This window comes from Paenibacillus piri (genome assembly GCF_004354045.1).
GTDB classification, from domain to species: domain Bacteria; phylum Bacillota; class Bacilli; order Paenibacillales; family NBRC-103111; genus Paenibacillus_S; species Paenibacillus_S piri.
In genome coordinates, this window is the sequence record NZ_SMRT01000001.1 from 997,208 (window position 1) to 1,014,994 (window position 17,787).

Annotated in this window: 14 protein-coding genes; 9 read left to right on the forward strand and 5 right to left on the reverse strand. The window is 51.6% G+C overall.

Annotation, left to right across the window (positions count from 1 at the left end; all coding sequences use genetic code 11):
• Nucleotides 1-144 precede the first annotated feature (144 nt).
• Nucleotides 145-1,050 carry a helix-turn-helix domain-containing protein gene (locus tag E1757_RS04175; protein WP_165971945.1) on the reverse strand — a complete coding sequence of 302 codons (906 nt, stop codon included), beginning with the start codon at nt 1,048-1,050 and terminating at the stop codon, nt 145-147.
• 194 nt (nt 1,051-1,244) lie between these two features.
• On the opposite strand from E1757_RS04175, the gene E1757_RS04180 reads away from it, so the two are divergent.
• The 5 genes from E1757_RS04180 to E1757_RS04200 all read left to right on the forward strand — a co-directional run bounded on the left by E1757_RS04180 (nt 1,245) and on the right by E1757_RS04200 (nt 7,945).
• Entirely contained in the window at nt 1,245-3,092 is a 1,848-nt protein-coding gene (locus E1757_RS04180; protein WP_133225533.1) for a cache domain-containing sensor histidine kinase, read from the forward strand.
• A complete protein-coding gene (locus E1757_RS04185; protein WP_246079002.1) occupies nt 3,061-4,608 on the forward strand; it encodes a response regulator transcription factor in 1,548 nt (515 codons plus the stop codon). Before E1757_RS04180 ends, E1757_RS04185 begins: the two co-directional genes overlap by 32 nt.
• Before the next feature lie 114 nt (nt 4,609-4,722).
• Nucleotides 4,723-6,072 carry an ABC transporter substrate-binding protein gene (locus E1757_RS04190; protein ID WP_133225534.1) on the forward strand — a complete coding sequence of 450 codons (1,350 nt, stop codon included), beginning with the start codon at nt 4,723-4,725 and terminating at the stop codon, nt 6,070-6,072.
• Nucleotides 6,073-6,142: 70 nt separating this feature from the next.
• Nucleotides 6,143-7,021, forward strand: coding sequence for a carbohydrate ABC transporter permease (locus E1757_RS04195; protein WP_133225535.1), 879 nt, complete (start codon nt 6,143-6,145; stop codon nt 7,019-7,021).
• Nucleotides 7,022-7,144: 123 nt separating this feature from the next.
• Nucleotides 7,145-7,945, forward strand: coding sequence for a carbohydrate ABC transporter permease (locus E1757_RS04200; protein ID WP_425464819.1), 801 nt, complete (start codon nt 7,145-7,147; stop codon nt 7,943-7,945).
• Here the strand turns inward: E1757_RS04200 and E1757_RS04205 are convergent.
• Complete coding sequence (locus E1757_RS04205) at nt 7,925-8,818, reverse strand: AraC family transcriptional regulator (protein WP_165971946.1); 894 nt, start codon at nt 8,816-8,818, stop codon at nt 7,925-7,927. The genes E1757_RS04200 and E1757_RS04205 overlap by 21 nt on opposite strands.
• Before the next feature lie 131 nt (nt 8,819-8,949).
• Between E1757_RS04205 and E1757_RS04210 the strand changes: the two genes are divergently transcribed.
• Entirely contained in the window at nt 8,950-9,729 is a 780-nt protein-coding gene (locus tag E1757_RS04210; protein WP_133225537.1) for a phytanoyl-CoA dioxygenase family protein, read from the forward strand.
• A gap of 198 nt (nt 9,730-9,927) precedes the next feature.
• Here the strand turns inward: E1757_RS04210 and E1757_RS04215 are convergent, their stop codons facing one another.
• The 3 genes from E1757_RS04215 to E1757_RS04225 all read right to left on the reverse strand — a co-directional run bounded on the left by E1757_RS04215 (nt 9,928) and on the right by E1757_RS04225 (nt 12,760).
• Complete coding sequence (locus E1757_RS04215) at nt 9,928-10,722, reverse strand: ABC transporter ATP-binding protein (RefSeq protein ID WP_133225538.1); 795 nt, start codon at nt 10,720-10,722, stop codon at nt 9,928-9,930.
• Complete coding sequence (locus tag E1757_RS04220) at nt 10,722-11,636, reverse strand: ABC transporter permease (RefSeq protein ID WP_133225539.1); 915 nt, start codon at nt 11,634-11,636, stop codon at nt 10,722-10,724. Before E1757_RS04220 ends, E1757_RS04215 begins: the two co-directional genes overlap by 1 nt.
• Nucleotides 11,637-11,722: 86 nt before the next feature.
• Nucleotides 11,723-12,760: an ABC transporter substrate-binding protein gene (locus E1757_RS04225; RefSeq protein WP_133225704.1), complete on the reverse strand. Its 1,038-nt coding sequence runs from the start codon at nt 12,758-12,760 to the stop codon at nt 11,723-11,725.
• A gap of 716 nt (nt 12,761-13,476) precedes the next feature.
• Between E1757_RS04225 and E1757_RS04230 the strand changes: the two genes are divergently transcribed.
• From E1757_RS04230 to E1757_RS04240, 3 genes are all read left to right on the forward strand, one after another.
• Nucleotides 13,477-14,802 (forward strand): LLM class flavin-dependent oxidoreductase, encoded by a 1,326-nt coding sequence (locus E1757_RS04230; protein ID WP_133225540.1) that lies wholly within the window; start codon nt 13,477-13,479, stop codon nt 14,800-14,802.
• Nucleotides 14,803-15,054: 252 nt separating this feature from the next.
• Nucleotides 15,055-16,260, forward strand: a complete 1,206-nt coding sequence (locus tag E1757_RS04235) for an LLM class flavin-dependent oxidoreductase (RefSeq protein ID WP_133225541.1) — start codon at nt 15,055-15,057, stop codon at nt 16,258-16,260.
• A 422-nt stretch (nt 16,261-16,682) separates the two neighbouring features.
• A complete protein-coding gene (locus tag E1757_RS04240) occupies nt 16,683-17,768 on the forward strand; it encodes an aldo/keto reductase (protein ID WP_133225542.1) in 1,086 nt (361 codons plus the stop codon).
• Nucleotides 17,769-17,787 lie beyond the last annotated feature (19 nt).

Sequence of the window (17,787 nt, forward strand, 5' to 3'; positions counted from 1 at the left end):
AACCTCCCAAACAAATTTTGTTCGACAAACGCGCTCGTCCCCTAAGGACGGAGAAACCGTTTATCTTTGGTTAATTTCATTATCTATAATCGTCACGGCTTGCTCAATGAACGAATATGTTTGTTTGGTGGACGGATTTGATAATTATTCCCTTGAATAGATGAAATAACGGTTCATCGGATAGGCAGCGGTATACGCCTCGGCCGGGGCCAAGTGCTGTGCGCGCGGATCCGAAAATTGGTTGCGGTAATCGGATGCCGAACGGCCTTTTATTTTGGAGAAGCATCTGGAAAAATAATGTTCGTCCCGGAAGCCGACGGCGTAAGCTATCTCTTTAATGCTGGAGTTGGTTTGAATAAGCAATTGGCTTGCTTTCTCAATACGACGGCGGGCGATGAAGCTTTGCGGAGAAACGCCTACAGCCTGCACAAAAACTCTTGTGAAATGCTCATGCGTCCATCCGGAATCGCGGGCGATTTCGGCGACGGAAAGAGACCGCGTCAGATGATGGTCAATGTATTGAAGAGCCTTTGAGATTTGTGACGGAGGCGGGGATTCCATGCTGCCGATGTCCGAAGCGGCGGCGTCCAATTCAGTCAAAAGGGTATACAGCAGCAAAGCGCCTCTCTCCATCCAACGGATCGGTTTGGCAGAAGCCAGATGTATAATTTGCTTTAATAAGCCGGGAAGAATTGATATTTGCGCGCTCGGGATTAAAGATGCGGATCCGGGCGATAAAATGGAACACGCAGGCCGGTCAGCCGCCGGCAAGTCGATATCAAAATGAATAAACAAATGTCTTGTCGGTTGCAAGGAGTCGAATTGGTACATATGCGGTTCCAATGGACGGGTTAGAATGAAGCAGGGCTCGTCCAGAATGTAGTATTTGTCTTCAACCGTATAGCGGGTTTGAGTGCCGGCCGGGAAATAAACAAGCTCATATTCATATAATTGCCTCTTATCCAGCGTCCATCCGGCTTTCACTGTAAAATCGCCGGCCATCCTAATTCGGGGAAAGCGCCGATCGGATAATGAACTTCGATTTTCCAAGGGAGCCCCTTCTTTCGGGAGTTTTTTGTTTTGCCAAATTTGATAAATTTGCCCGCCCTTGAGGGACGGTGATGCCGTCGTCCGGAAGGATGGGTCCGGGAGGAAATAAGACCCTTTAATTGAATAATATACTAGAAGCTGTCCGACGGGCGATCTGACCCGACAATAATTAATTTTTGAATGGAGGATGAAGCATGGCCGGGCCCAAATTATTTCGCATCGCAACATTTAACCGCTTACATTCGATTGCGCTCCAGCTGTTTTTACTTTTTTTCGTAAGCATTCTCATTCCGGTTTTGATTGGCGGTTACTTGTCGTATGAAAAGTCGGCGCGCATGATTGAGGATCAGGTGAGCAATGTAGCCTCATTAACGATAAAACAGGTGAGGGACAATTTAAATTTTGTTTTTAAAGGTCTCGATAATACATCGATGAGGCTGCTCAGCAATAAAACGATACAAGAGGCTCTGCAATCTAAGAATACCATAACTCCCTACGACAATATTAAACTGAATACCGAAGCCAAAGATTTTTTAATTTCGTTGATGATGAATATGCCTGAAGTGATGGATATTTATATTCTCGACATCAACAGGCAAAACTCGGTTGTCAGCTCGCCCCTGCAAAGCGTTATGGACCCCTGGAAGACGGAATGGTACGAACAAATCATCAAAGCCAACGGTCCCACAGTTTGGTTCGGTCTGTCCGATACCTCCTATTTGAAAGGGATTAACATGGGAATTCCCGTTTTCGGATTGGGACGGACGATTAAAGATGTCGATACGGGAAAAATCATCGGAGTGATGTTCATAGAGGCGAGGGGGAAAATATTGACGGAAACGCTTGACGCCATTCAATTCGGTCAAACCGGATATGCCTACATGATCGATCAAAGCAACCGGTTTGTGTATCATCGCGATTCCTCGCTGTATAGTCAGGCCTCGGATCTGATTTTGCCGAATCGAACACAAGTGACGAATATAAGAGGCCGGGATATGATGGTGATTCCGTCGGAGCTGGATAACGGCTGGAGGGTAGCGGGCATCGTACCGGTTCAAGAGCTGGTGGCGAGCTCCATGGAAATACGGGATTTGACGGTTTGGATCGCTTTGGCTTCCGCTATCGTGGCGGTCATCATCGGTTTTTTTGTGACGCATAAAATCGGCCAGCCGCTTATCCATCTGAGCAAGCTGATGAAGCGAAGCGAGGCGGGGGATTTGTCGGTGCGCTTCAACATTACGGGTAAAAATGAAATCGGCCAGCTCGGACAAAGCTTCAATAAAATGATTCGCCAAATCGACGTTCTTATCCAACGGATTGCGAAAGAGGAGAATGAAAAGAAAAAGGCGGAAATCCGGGCCATGCGCTATCAAATCAATCCGCATTTTTTATACAATACGCTCAATTCGATTCGGTGGATGGCAAAGCTGCAAAGGACGGAGGATGTAGCCAACGCCATTACTAATCTGGTGCATTTGCTTGAAGCGAGTCTGGAAAGAAGCGGCTCTATCGTGAAATTGGGGGAAGAGCTTGAATTGCTTGAGAAATATATGGTGATCCAGCAATACCGGTACAATAACGGAATCGCTTTGAACATACATAGTCCCCGGGAGCTGGCGGATTTGACGTTACCGAGAATGCTGCTGCAGCCCATCGTGGAAAACGCGATTTTCCATGGAATTGCTCCGAAGGAGGATGAAGGCTCCATTGAGATCACTGTTAGTACGAACGGAAACAATGCCGTCATTGTCATTAAGGATGATGGTATGGGCATCGAAAAGGATAAGGTGCCGCAGCTGCTTTCCGGAAAAGACAGCACGAAAACGACCGGAATGACGAGGATCGGTCTCTTTCATGTACATCAAACACTCCAATTGTATTACGGAGCTTCTTACGGTGTGCAGGTGGAAAGCAAGGAGGGGCATGGCACTAGTGTAACCTTGACCTTTCCGATCAAAAAAGCGTCTGCCGAGTCCGAATACGGAACCTATTTCAGCGAGGGGGATAAGCATGAGCATCTATCGGGTTTTATTGGTCGATGATGAGCCTTTCGCCCGCATGGCGTTAAGGACGACATTCGATTGGGAGTCGCACGGGTTTAGCTTGATCGGAGAAGCATCGAACGGTAAAAGCGCGCTTCGCTGGATAGAACGTAACGAAGTCGATATCCTGATTACCGATATTGCCATGCCGGTCATGGACGGTTTGGAATTAATGCGCATGGCCAGAGAGCGGTCCCCATGGATCAAGATCGTATTGCTCAGCTGCCATAGCGATTTTGCTTACGTCAGGGAAGCGATGCGTCTGGGCGCATCCGATTATATACTGAAGCCGACACTGGAGCCGGAAGGCTTGAAGGAAATTTTGGAAAAAGTCAAGCTGCAGCTTCTGGAGGAGCGCAAAATCAATAGCATGTATATTCAAAACGAGCTGTCGGAAAAACGCATCGAGCTGGAGAAAGCCTTCATGAAGATGGTAGCGGGAGAGGCGTCTGCCGTGCATCAGCCGGACCATGCGCTGCTGTGGATGAATGAAGGCTACCGGATCGTCGTATGCCTGCTGGACGGCGCTCTAAATTTCCTTTCGGAAGAAGACGTGTACGTGGAAATTACGATGGAAGAAATCCAGGAGAGCTATTATGAAATCATCGGTGAAGGCGTTGCCGTCAGGGGATTTTCCGGTCCCTTAATCATGATTATGCCCCAGCCGAATGAGCAGTGCGATTTTATGGAGCGCGTATCCTTGTTCCAATCCAAGCTTAAAAGCCGGGGATTTTCGTTTACATTGGGAGTCAGCCGAAGGTTTACCGGAGCGGAATCGGTTAAACAAGCTATGCAGGAAGGGAAAATGGCGGCGAAATTACGTTTTTACGAGGGACTTGGAGGCATTCTGCCGTATGAACCGTACTTTTGCGGTGCGGACAAAAGCGAAGCGGAAGCATTGATGATCCGGCTCAAGGAAGCGATAACCGTCGCAGGCAGGGAGAAGGCTTCCGTTCACTTGAACCGGCTGATGCAATACTGGACCAAGGAGCATCGAACGCCGACGGAAGTGAAGCGCGAAGCTCAGGACCTGATCTCGCTGTTCGAAATGTGCAGGAATAAAAGAATAACTCCCGTCGAGCAGATTGAAGCGTTGGCATTTATGGAAACGGTAGACGAGGTGCAAGGCTTGATCCGGCATGTTTTCGAAAAGCTGTGGAGCTCCGGGGACGAGTCCGAGGAAGATCTCGGCACCCATCGGCGTATTGTAGGCAATGCGGTAGCTTATTTGAAAGCCCATTATAAGCAAAATATTTCATTGCAGGATGTGGCGGATCACGTGGCGGTAAGTAAAAATTATTTTAGCGAGATGTTCAAAAAAGTAATGGATCAAAACTTTATCGACTATTTAACCCATTTAAGACTGAAATGCGCGTGCGAGCTTCTTCGGACCACGACATTAAAGGTGTATGAAGTTGCGGAATTATCCGGATTCAACGACGTCAAATATTTTAGCAAAGTTTTTAAAAAGGTCATGAAAGTATCGCCGGCCGATTACAGAGAGGGGCGGGGCTAAAATCCCGTCTCCCAAATTTCGGAAAGCAATGCACCTTTTCGGAATATAAGCGGTACCAATCGAAAAAAGCAAAAGATATACTGAAAGCGTATTCATTATTATTTTGCCGGAAGGATGATCGATATGAAGCTGAAAACCAGATTACCGCTTGCATTATTAACGGCGACTATGACCTTGGTTCCTCTGATGCAAGCTTGCAGCAATGACGGGGGGCAAGGCAAAGCGGGAGGGCAGACAGCGGCCCCCAAGGCCGGGGAAAAAATAAAGCTGAAATGGGCGACATGGGGAAATCCCGGGGAATTAAGCCGATTCCAGGAGTTCACTAAAGAATATAACGCAAAGAACGCGAACGTCGAATTTGAATTGATTCCGATCCCGAGCGATTACGAGCAAAAAATATTGACCCAGCTAAGCGGGGGAACGGCGCCGGATGTATTTTATTCCGGGGTCGAAACGATGATCAAGCTGATTGAAAACCAGACCGTTACGGAGCTGACCCCTTATTTGAAAGGGGGAGAAGGCAAAATCAAAGAAAATGATTTCTACAAAGGGCTATGGGGCCCGGGTAAACAAAATGAGAAAATATATGGAATCCCTGTGGATTGCAACCCGATTGTGCTTTGGTACAATAAAAAGCTTTTGCAGGAATCCGGCGTTTCCGTCATGCCTGCGGATTTGTATGAACGCGGCGAATGGAATTGGAATGCGTTTAAAGGCACGCTGGAGAAAATACGCGCCAACGGCAAGCATGGCTTCGTGCTGGACAACAGCTGGTACCGGTATTACAGCTTTCTAACGGCTAATGGAGGAACCATTTACAATGATAAAGGCGAGTTTGTAGCGGATAAGGACCCGAAAAGCGTGGAAGGCTACAAATTTCTTTATGACAATATAAAAAATAAAAATATTACGTTTGCCGGCACTTTGCCGAAAGGACAGGGCGGGGATGCCATGTTCATGTCCAATCAGGTCGGATACGTGTCCGCAGGCCGCTGGTATTTGCCGATATTTAAACAAAATAAAGATCTTCAGTTTGACGTCGTGCCTTTCCCGACCAATACAGGGAAAAAGATTGAACCTGCAGGCGTGGCGACCGCTTATATGGTATTGAACAAGACGACCAAATATCCGAAGGAAGCTTATCAATTTATTAGCGAATTCGTTTCCAAGGAAGGCCAGATGTTCCGCCTTCAAGGCGGAGGCAATGCGGTTCCTTCCATAATGGGCGCGGATCAGGTCGTTGCCGAAGGCAATTTGCCGGAGCATTCCAAATATTTTCTGGAAGCGCGTGAAATCGGCTACGCGTTAACGCCGGCCGAAGCGGGTATACCCGGTCTAAGCAAAGTAATACTGGACGAGATGGAGGCGCTCTGGCTGAAGGACGGAAATCTGGACGAGACGCTTAAAAATCTTGGCGTAAAGGCCAATCAGAAAATTGCGGAATATAAGTCCAGCAAAAAATAAGCACTCGATAGGGGATGGGAAGGCTGCTTCAGAGGAGCCTTCCCCCTTATTAACGAAGGGTGGGTGACCAATGAAAAAACGGATGTCGGAAGGCCTTTGGGGTTATTTTTTTATTTTGCCTCAAATGGTCGGACTTATTTTATTCGCCTTAATTCCGCTCGTCTCCGCCTTTATTTTAAGCTTCATGAAGTGGGACGGCTTCGGCGAGAAGCAATTTATCGGGCTCGGGAATTTTACAAGCCAGTTTCATAATCCCGATTTTAAGCTGGCTTTGTTCAATACGGCGTGGTATACGGCTTTGGTTGTGCCTGTCGGGATCTTTCTCGCTGTGCTGGTAGCGGTGGCGCTGAACAAGGTACGCGGCAAAGTGATTTACCGGTTGTTCTTTTATATGCCCGTTGTGACAAGCTCGATTGCCGTCTCCATCGTCTGGCTGTGGTTGCTGAATTCGGAATTTGGCATCATTAACGTATATTTGAAGCAGTGGTTCGGGATTATCGGCCCCGATTGGCTGACGAACCGGCAGCTTGTCATCCCCTCGATTGCGATGATGAGTATTTGGTGGGGGCTTGGAGGCAACATGGTACTGTTTTTGGCCGGTCTTCAAGGAATTTCGGCTTCCTATTACGAGGCTGCGCAGATTGACGGAGCCAGCAAGTTTCGCCAGTTTTGGCACATCACGCTTCCCCTGCTGTCGCCTACGACTTTTTTTGCGACGATCATGTCCATTATCGGATCTTTCCAGGTGTTCGACCAATCGTTCATTATGACGGGGGGAGGCCCGGCCAAGGCAAGCTATACGATCGTCTATCACGTGTATCAGCTGGCCTTTGTGGAATTCACTTTCGGTAAAAGCGCTGCGGCCGCAGTGATATTGTTTGCTATCATTTTGACGCTGACGCTCATTCAAATGCATATGTCCAAAAGGTGGGTTCATTATGGCGGATAGCATAAAGCGCAGAAGGAGGCAAACGATATGGAAGCAAAAGCAGTTCAAGAATCCCGGGACCGCATGACGGAATTGACCGCGCTTAAGACGGACCGCAGCGGGAGCAGCACCGTATTTACGGTTATGCTGCATGTCATATTGATCATCGGCGCGATGATTATGATAGCCCCGTTTTTATGGATGGTGCTAAGCTCGCTCAAGCAGTTCTCGCAAATTTTTTTAATTCCGCCCAAGTGGATACCCGATCCCTGGGAATGGGGGAACTACAGAAAGTCATGGGAAGCGCTGCCATTCGGCCAAGCTTATTTCAACAGCTTCTACATCGCTTTTATTTCGGTGTCCTGCAAGCTGATTACTTGCTCGATGGCGGCCTATGCGTTCGCCAAAATCCGCTTCCCGTTCCGGGAAACGATTTTTGTTTTATTTTTGGCTACGATGATGGTTCCCCATCAGGTTACGATCATTCCGCTGTATTTGATGATGAAGGGGATCGGCTGGCTGGATTCCCATCTGTCTTTAATTGTTCCCTCGGCCTTGTTTAATGCGTTCGGCGTATTTTTACTGCGGCAGTTTATAAAAAGCATTCCGGATGAGCTGGAGGAAGCGGCCATCGTGGACGGCGCCAACCGCTGGACGATTTATTGGCGCATCATCATCCCTTTGATCAAACCGGCCATTGCGGCACTGGCTATTTTTACCTTTTTAAGCATGTGGAACAGCTTCTTCGGACCGCTTATATTTTTGAACAGCCCCGAAAAGTTTACCGTTCCTCTTTTGCTTAATTTATTTCGGGGCATGTACATAACCGATTGGACATTAATGATGGCAGGCTCGGCCATTGCAGTCATTCCCGTTCTTATTGTCTACATTCTCGGGCAAAGATATATTATTGAAGGCGTAACTTTAACGGGGATCAAGGGTTGATCTGTGCAACTGACGATACTCCCCCGGCGGAAGTCCGGTTTGTTTGGCGAATACCCGAGTGAAATAATGGACCGAATTGAAGCCGGTCTTTTCTGCAGCCTCCAGAATGGATATATCCGTATAAGCAAGCAGCTCGGCGGCGTGGCGAACCCGTTCGCGCTGCACGTAACCTATGTAGCTGATTCCGAGCTTCTCGGAAAACAAACGGGATAAATGGCGGCCGGATATATTCAAATATCGGGCGATAGAGTCAAGCGGAAGCGGCTGGGATATATTGTCTATAATGAAAACGCATGCTCTTTTGAGCAGGCGGGCATCCGTTTTAATCGGGGGAATGGTCCTCATATCCTCGTCCGGTTTGCGGAACGTACTGCAGAACGAAACGATAAGAGCCAGAGCCATGGGTGATAACGTTTCTTTCCATAACGGGTGCGGCGCCTCCAGCTGCCTCATCAAAGCCTGCCATAGCAGAGCCGTTGAAGTATGGTTGGCTTGGTGAAGCAGAAACCGGTCCGTCGTATGCAGCGTTTGATACATTCGTAAAGCTTGCGGATCGGAATGAGCGGAATCAGGCTCGAACGCTACAAACAGCAAATACATGCCTGCATCGCTGCGGATTTGATGCCAAATACCGGGTCTGGAGCAGAAAAGCGTGCCCGGTTCAAGCGCAAACCAATGGCCGTCGTCCAAGTACCGGCCCGACCCGTCAATCACATAGCATATTTCATAAAACGAATGCTTATGCAGATGGTTGTCATAATGCATGGGATTGATTCCCCAATAATGGACCCTAAATTGCAGCCGGTCGTCCCCGGGATGCGATGCGAAGCTTTCCAATATCGACAATGCCTTTTCCGATTGAAATTGAAACATCTCTATCACCATCCTGTCTGAAAAATACAAAAAGTGGACTGAATTTGACAAATACAAATTCGATAAACAAACCCTATAATGAAAGGAGATTATCGCTTCAACCAGCTGCTTGAAAGGGGAGGACTCGTAGTATGATTAAAGCACAGGATGCCGATTTTTACAATGAAAACGGGTATTTGCTCGTGAAGGGGGTGTACGCTCCGGAGGAAGTGAACGACATGCGTCTGGCTACGGACCGTATTATAACGAAGGCGGCGACAGCCAAGCATATTAAACAAAGCCATACATGGCAAGGGGATTATTTGCCTCCGGATGAGTTGAAAAGCCTTGTGCTGAAAGGGTTTCATGATGTTCATTACCATGACGCCGTATTTACGCGAGCCGCCTGCCATCCGAACATGAGAGCCATATTGTCGTTATTAATCGGGCCGAATGTACAGCTGCATCACAGCAAGATGCTTGTCAAGCCGCCGGAGAAGGGCGCAGCCTTTCCGCTGCATCAGGATTATCCTTACTTTCCCCATGCCAATCATTCGATGCTGGCGGCAAGCGTTCATATGGACGATTCGGATATGGAGAACGGCTGTTTGTGCGTCATCCCCGAAAGTCACAAAAATGGTCCGCTGCCCCATGTCGGCAGATGGTATTTGGACCACCGCGAATATCCGCTAACATCGGCGATGCCTTGTCCGGCCAATGCCGGGGATGTACTGTTCTTCAACTACTTGACCATCCATGGCTCGGACATTAACCGCAGCCGGCGCCCCAGAAGGAATGTCCTGTTCCAATTCCGGGATCCGGCCGATCCGCCGACCAGCGACGTTCACATCAACTGGGGGCAAGGTCTGATGATTTGCGGAGAAAACCCGGAATACAGAGAGTACAAAGCGGAATATCAGCTGAAGGTCTGACCGAATAATACGCTGACACGCTTATCTTAACGGCGAAAATGTCCGAACAGGCGGCGGTCGAGCGCTGCCGATAACGTGCGCATGAAAAAAAAGGAGACCGCTATGGCCCGGCTTGTCCGGGCTTGGCGATCTTCTTTGCGTTTCGATAAATAGCGTTATGAACGTTTGTGCGGGGAAGCTCTTTTTGTACCGCACCGCTTAACCGAGCACGACCCGGTCGTCGGACAGCTTGCTGCCGCTAATTTTTTCAAACTCGCCGAGCAGCTGCTCGATCGTCAAATCTTTTTTTCGCTGCTCGTTGACGTCGAGAATGATCCGGCCTTTATCCATCATGATCAGCCGGTTGCCGAGACGGATCGCCTGCTCCATGTTGTGGGTGACCATCAGCGTCGTCAGCTTCATCTCGCGAACGATTTCCTCCGTCAGACGGGTGATCAGCTCCGCCCTGGCCGGGTCCAGCGCCGCCGTGTGCTCGTCCAGCAGCAAAATTTGCGGCTTTGTGAACGTAGCCATCAGCAGGCTGAGCGCTTGTCTCTCGCCGCCGGACAGCAGGCCGACCTTGGCGCGCAGCCTGTTTTCCAGGCCGATGCCGAGCCGCTTGAGCTGATCATGGAAGAAGGCGCGCTTGCCGGCGGTTACGCCAAATCCGAGCCAGCGCGATTTGCCGCGCTTATACGCCATCGCGAGGTTTTCCTCAATCGTCATCCGGGGCGCCGTACCGGCCATCGGATCTTGAAAGACGCGTCCGACCCAACGGCTGCGCTTAAATTCAGGAAGCTGATGAATCGCGTTTCCGTCAATTTTCACTTCCCCGGCATCGGGCGTCATGACACCGGAAATAACATTCATCAGCGTCGATTTCCCCGCCCCGTTACTGCCGATAACCGTAATGAAATCGCCTGGGTTAAGCTTCAGATTAATGTCGATCAAGGCGATTTTTTCGTCCGCGGTTCCCGGGTTGAACAATTTGGATACATGGGCGATCTGCAGCATTAACGGCCACCTCCCGGGTTTTGCTTCATGACGGCAGCCGTCAGCTCGGCGGAACGCCTTTTCGCGTAGGCCCGCTGTCTCAACGAACGCTGCATGGAGGGCAGAACCAGCGCGATGATGACGATAATAGCGGTAATCAGCTTCAAGTCGGACGTTTTCAGCCATTCGACCTGCAGCGCGATCGCCACGACAATCCGATAGATGATGGAGCCCAGCACAGCGGCAAGGGTGGCGCGAAATATGGTGCGCGCTCCAAAAATCGCTTCGCCGATAATGACGGAAGCCAGACCGATGACGATCATCCCGATCCCCATCGAAATATCGGCAAAACCGGATTGCTGGGCAATCAACGCGCCGGATAAAGCGACCAGCCCATTGGACAAGCTGACGCCGAGAATCGTCGTCGTATCCGTGTTTGCCCCCAGGCTCCGGATCATCCGGGCGTTATCGCCGGTTGCCCGCAGCGCAAGCCCCAGATCGGTGCGGAAAAAGGCGTCGAGCAGCAGTTTGACGACGACGACGACAATCACCATCAGCGTAAACGGCGATACAGAACTGAACAAGCTGTCGCTGCCGAGCAGCGAAATGTTCGGCTTGCCCATAATCCGCATATTGATCGAGTACAGCGCGATCATCATTAAGATACCGGACAGCAGTCCGTTAATTTTTCCTTTTGTATGCAGCAGTCCCGTACATGCGCCGGCGGCGAGGCCGCCGACGAAGGCCGTCAGACAGGCAAGCAGCGGAGAATAATGGTTTGTAATCATAATTGCAGCTATAGCTCCGCCAGTCGTAAAGCTGCCGTCCACGGTCAAATCGGGAAAATCGAGAATGCGGAACGTGATGTATACGCCAAGCGCCATCAACGCGTACAGCAGTCCTAATTCAACCGCACCGTATAGCGAATCTATCATGGTGGATAACCTCCCGAAAATTGAGCTCAACTTGGAAAAGGGGTGAACGAGAAGGACCGTTCACCCCTTGTGAAAACCGGCAATGATTATTGAATGATGTTGTTCTCTTTGTCTTTCACCGACGATTTCATTGCCTCGGTTACCTCAACTCCCTGATCTTTCGCTGCTTTCAGGTTAAGAATGAGGTCCAGCTTATCCGGTACGGTTACTTTCATCTCGGCCGGCTTTTTGCCGTTTTTCAAAATGTCGGCAGCCATCTGACCGACCTGGTAGCCATGATCGTAATATTTGAAGCCGTACGTGGCGAATGCGCCTTTCTCGACCGTATCGCGATCGCTGGAGAAGAATGGGATATGTTTATCTTTTGCAATTTGCAGCAAAGTATCCACGCCGCTTACAACGGTGTTGTCCAGCGTAATGTACATCGCGTCCACACGGCCGATCAGCGATTGGCCCGCTTGTTTGACTTCCGAGGTGTTCGTGACAGGCGCTTTGATAAGCTTGATGCCGTGCTTCGCCAATGCTTCTTCCGCTTTCTTCGTCATGACGACGGCATTCGGCTCGCCTTCATTGATCACGACGCCGACTGTTTTCACTTTCGGAAAATTGCCGGCGATGAAATCCATCAGCTTCGTAATGGCTTCCGGATTCGTATCGGACGCGCCCGAGACGTTGCCGCCCGGTTTTTCGAGATCGGTTACGATTTTCGCCGCGACGGGATCGGTTACGGCCGCAAAAAGAACAGGCGATTTTTTCACCTGCTGTACGACCGCTTGAGCGGACGGAGTGGCGATAGCGAGTACAAGATCGTTATCGGCCGAAGCGAGTTTCTGAGCGATGGACAAATTGTTCGTAGGGTCGCCCTGGGCGTTGTTGTAATCAAGCTTCAGGCTGCTGCCCTCAACGATTCCGGCGTCCTTCAACGCTGCGATGAAGCCTTGGCGCGTCGCGTCCAGCGACGGATGCTCGGCGATTTGCGATATGGCGACTTTATACGTTTTTTGCTCCGGGTTGGCGGATCCGGTTGTAGGCGGTGCCGCGGTGTTTCCCGGCTTTTGGCCGCAGCCGACTGCGGTAATCAGCAGCGCTGCGAGTGCAAGCGATGTCCATGTTTTCTTTTTCATCATTATTAGGTCCCCTCTCAATCTGTAACTTTGTTTCGCATGCTTGCCTAAGAGCACTTTATCATTTTAACCGGGAAAAGCGTTAAAGGGAAAAAGGGCTTGTCTCCTGTGCATACACAAACATAATTAACCATAGTTTAATTGTACTGACGCTCTCAGTCAATTCATTTCATACGAAAAACGAGATTGGTAATTTTTTTGTAAGGGAAAAAATGAGCAAATGAGGGCAATCGGATGGTTGATTGGCTGCTCCTTCCAATTATTTTGCGTCACCGGCGGGTATATATGCAATCAAAAGGAAGAGAATTTCATTCGCTGCGGCAAGAAAGGGGCTCGGGACGAACCATTATTATAAAATCGAGAGTTTGGACAAGGCGGATATCGTCATCAGCGATACGGCTCCGCCCGCAGAATGGGTGGATAAGGCCGGAACGTATGGACATTCACTGGATCGCTGCCGATTAAACCGCCGGGAGTTTAAAATTGAAATTGATGATTGACAAAACGAACGGAGCGCATTATAGTTAAAAACACAGTAAATTAATAGGAATAATATAGTATAGCTACCGGAAAACCGGAGATCCCGCCACAGGCAGATCTCCGGTTTTTTTTCGTTCGTTGAATAGAAAGTATAAGATATTATACTTAGACTTCGCACAACCTTGATAAACGTGCTCGTCCCCTAAGGACGAGGTATAAAAAAAGGAGTTGGAGACATGAGTCAATCTGAACGCAAGCTGCATTTAAACGCATTTTTGTTTGGGAGCGGTCATCACGAAGCTTCGTGGCGGCATCCGGCAACGAAGCCCGAGCTGAACCTGGATATCCGCTACTCTCAACAGCTGGCGCAAACCGCCGAGCGGGGGCTGATGGATTCCGTTTTTTTGGCGGACGGCTATGCGGGCCGCTCCAATAAGCTCGAGCCGTTCACGCAGCTGGCCGCGTTAGCGATGGTTACCGAACGCATCGGCTTGATCGCTACGGTGGGCACTACTTACAACGAGCCGTTCCACGTGGCCCGAAAGTTTGCTTCGCTCGATCATATAAGCGGCGGGCGGGCAGGCTGGAATATCGTCACGGGCGCTCAATCGGCGGCTTTCAACTTCAGCAGGGAAGAGCATCCGGAGCATGCGGAGCGTTACGACGATGCGGAGGAGTTCGTGGAAATAACAAAGCGGCTGTGGGACAGCTGGGAGGATGATGCGCTCGTCTATGACAAACAATCCGGCGTACAGATCGAGAACGGCAAGGTGCATGAAATAAACTATAAAGGGAACTACTACGCGATTAAAGGACCGCTGAATATTCCCCGTCCGCCGCAGGGCTATCCGGTGCTGGTGCAGGCGGGCTCTTCGGATAGCGGCAAGGAGCTGGCGGCCAAAACGGCGGAGGTCATCTTCACCGCGCATCAAACTTTAGCGGGCGCCCAGTCGTTTTACGCCGATGTGAAGTCGCGCTTGGCCAAATACGGCCGGACCGCGCAACAGCTGAACATTTTGCCCGGCTTCAGTCCGATCATTGCCGAGACGGCTGCCGAAGCGCGCGAGCTTGAGGAGGAATTGAACGCATTGACGAATATAGAAGCGGCGGTCGGCCGGCTCTCCGCCCGGTTCGGCGTCGACTTGTCCGAATATCCGCTGGACGGACCCGTGCCGCTGCATGCGGCCAAGCAGCTGGAGGAGGTGAACGGCAATAAAAGCCGCCACCAGCTTGTCGTCGATCTGGCGCGCAGCGAACAGCTGACGATCCGCCAGCTTGTCGCCCGTCTGGCCGGGGCGAGGGGACATCTCACGTTTACCGGAACGCCGGTGCAGGCGGCCGATGTCATCGAGCAATGGTTCAAGAACGGAGCTGCCGACGGATTTAACGTCATGCCGCAAATTTATCCTGACGGTCTCGATATTTTTGTCGACCGCGTCATTCCCGAGCTGCAAAACCGGGGATTGTTCCGCACGTCATATGAAGGAAAGACGCTCCGGGAAAATCTGGGCTTGGCAAAGCCCGCTAATCTGTTCCAAAGCGCAAAGACGACGATTTTGTAATTGGGAAAGCTGCCGACATCGCGCGGCTGTAACAGCATTTTTAACCCTATTATTTCAAAATGAATAGAGGTAAAAAGCTCTGACCAGACAACTGGAGAAGCACAGCGCATCGTTGTGTTTTTTTTGATTGAATAAAAAGTGCAAGATTTTACACTTTGCTTCGCACAACCTTGATAAACGCGCACGTCCCGCAAGGTCGGCGAAGCCGTTTATTCCGGGTTGTCAATATTTTATGAAAAAGAGGTGGATGGAATGGCAATTGGCAGCAGTGATGCGGTGCCGGAATTCGGCTGGTATATGCCGACGCGGGGAGACGGCCCCTTTATCGGCGTAAAGCCGGAACGGGTTGTCGATACTCCATACATGATCAAGGTCGCGCAGGCCGTCGAGGAGGCCGGCTATACGTTCGCGTTAATACCGACCGGGGGCGCATGCACCGACGCATGGATCATGGGAGCGACGCTGGCGGCGCACACGAAGGTGTTCAAGCCATTGGTCGCGATGCGACCAGGTCTTATTGCACCGGCGCTTGCCGCCCGGATGGGAGCGACGCTGGACGAGGTGACGGGCGGCCGGGCGTTGATCAACATCGTGACCGGCAGCTCGCCCGACGATATGAAAGCGATGGGCGATTCGTTGGCGTTCGATAAAGACGCCAGGTATGCCCGGACGCTGGAATATATAAAGATCGTTCGCCAGCTGTGGATCAACTCCCATGGCGTGGAAGGCAATAAGCTGTTGGCGAGCCGCAGCCGGGAGAAGGAGATCGAGCCGTTGAACTTTAACGGCACTTACTTTACTCTGGAGGGCGGCGTCAGCTATCCTTCGCTGGTACAAAGGCCGCATCCGCCGTTTTATTTTGGCGGCAGCTCGCCTGCCGCCAAGCGAACTGCGGCGGAAATCGCCGATGTGTACCTCATGTGGGCAGAGCCGGTCGACTGGATCCGGGAGCAGATTGACGAGGTGGAATTTCATCGGAAGGAGCTGCTGCGGACGCAGGGCATTGACCGGAAAATCCGCTACGGCATCCGGGCCCAGGTCGTCATCCGCGATACCGAGGAGGAAGCCTGGGCGGCGGCCAAGCGGATCGTCAGCAAGGTCGATCCGGCTGTGCTGGCCGATACGGAGCTGCGTTTCTCGCAAGCGGAGTCGGCCGGTCAGCAACGGCAAAATCGGGTACGGCGGCTGTCCGCCAAGGACGATTATGTGATCGGCCCGAATTTTTGGGCGGGCCTGTCGACGATTCGCGGCGGCGGCGCAATGGCTTTCGTCGGCACGCCGGAGCAGGTGGCTGACCGCTTCCTTGAATATATCGACATCGGCGTCTCGTCGTTTATACTTTCGGGCTACCCGAATTTGGAGGAGGCTTCCTTGTCGGGACGGACGCTCATTCCGGCGGTTCAACGAAAGCTCAGGGAACGGGCCCGCCAAGCGCAAGAAATTGCGGCGCAAGGATGACTGGAGTTCAGTACAACGAGGAACCACATTACAGGGAGGGCTGGATCCCGGAAGACGACAGAACCGGAGCACAGGGATGGCTGAAACCCGGAAGACGACAGAATCGCATCACAGGGATGGCTGAAAACCGGGCAACGACGCAACCGCATCACAGGGATGGCTGAAAACCGGGGCAACGACAGAACCGGAGCACAGGGATGGCTGAAACCCGGACGACGACAGAATCACATCACAGGGATGGCTGAAAACCGGGCAACGACGGAACCGCATCACAGGGATGGCTGAAAACCGGCAACGACATAACCGCAGCGGGGAAGCAGAAGGATTACCCGCCGCGCCCGCAACGGCAGCTTGTTTCAAAACGGCGGAACTACAGCTGTGGAGTTTTCATTATTTAATCAAACTAAAGGGAGTGTCATAGAATGACGATAGCTTTGCGAAGATTGGGAAGAACCGGCTTGAAAGTGTCCGAGGTGAGCCTGGGAACGATGGCGTTCGGTCGCTGGATCGATCAGCGCCATTCGGCCGAGGTGCTGGACGCGGCGCTGGATGCGGGCATTACGCTCATCGATACAGCCGATGTGTACGGAAAAGGAACAGACAACCAAAACCCGTTGGAATCCGGCCAATCCGAGACGATTCTCGGCAATTTGCTCGGCCCGCGCCGGAGCAGAATCATCCTGGCCACCAAGGTTCACGGTCGCGTCGGGGTGGAAGCCAACGATGCCGGGCAAAGCCGGTATCATATTATCCGGGCGGTGGAAAACAGCCTGAAGCGGCTGAAAACGGATTATATCGATTTGTACCAGGTGCACCGGTTTGACGAAAACACGCCGCTCGAGGAGACGCTGCGGGCGCTGGACGATTTGGTCCGCCAAGGAAAAGTGCGCTATCTGGGCGCTTCCAACTATGCCGCCTGGCAAATTGCCAAGGCGCACGGATTGTCGGCCGTTCTGAATTTGCACCGGTTCGAAAGCGTACAGCCGGAGTACAGCATAATCGCCCGCGGAATTGAACGGGAGCTGCTGCCGTTCGCCGCCTCCGAAGGGGTTGGCGTGATCGTGTACAGCCCTCTGGGACGCGGATTACTGACCGGCAAGTACAGGTTCGGCGAGACGCCGCCGGCGGGGACGCGCGGTGCAGCCGGCGAGCAGCGACTGAAGCCGCTGCTCGCCGAAGAGCGCAATTTCCAAATCGTCGAGGGGTTGAAGGGAATCGCCGAGCGCAAAGGCTGGTCCCTGGCGCAGCTGGCGCTGACCTGGGTCGTGAGCCGTTCGCATGTTACATCGGCGATCCTCGGGGCGTCCAATCCGAATCAGGTTGCCGAATCGCTACAGCATGTCGGGGAGAAGCTGTCCGCCGAAGAGCTGGCCGAGATCGACGCCATTACGAATGGCGCGAGCGGGACGGATGGCGGAGACAGCGGACCGAGGCAAGCCGAAGCCGTGAACGGCGCTTCTTCTTCCGCTTCCGCGCAGCGCGAGACCGCAGCCGCCTCGCCCAACTAAGCTGGGGGCACAGCGGAAC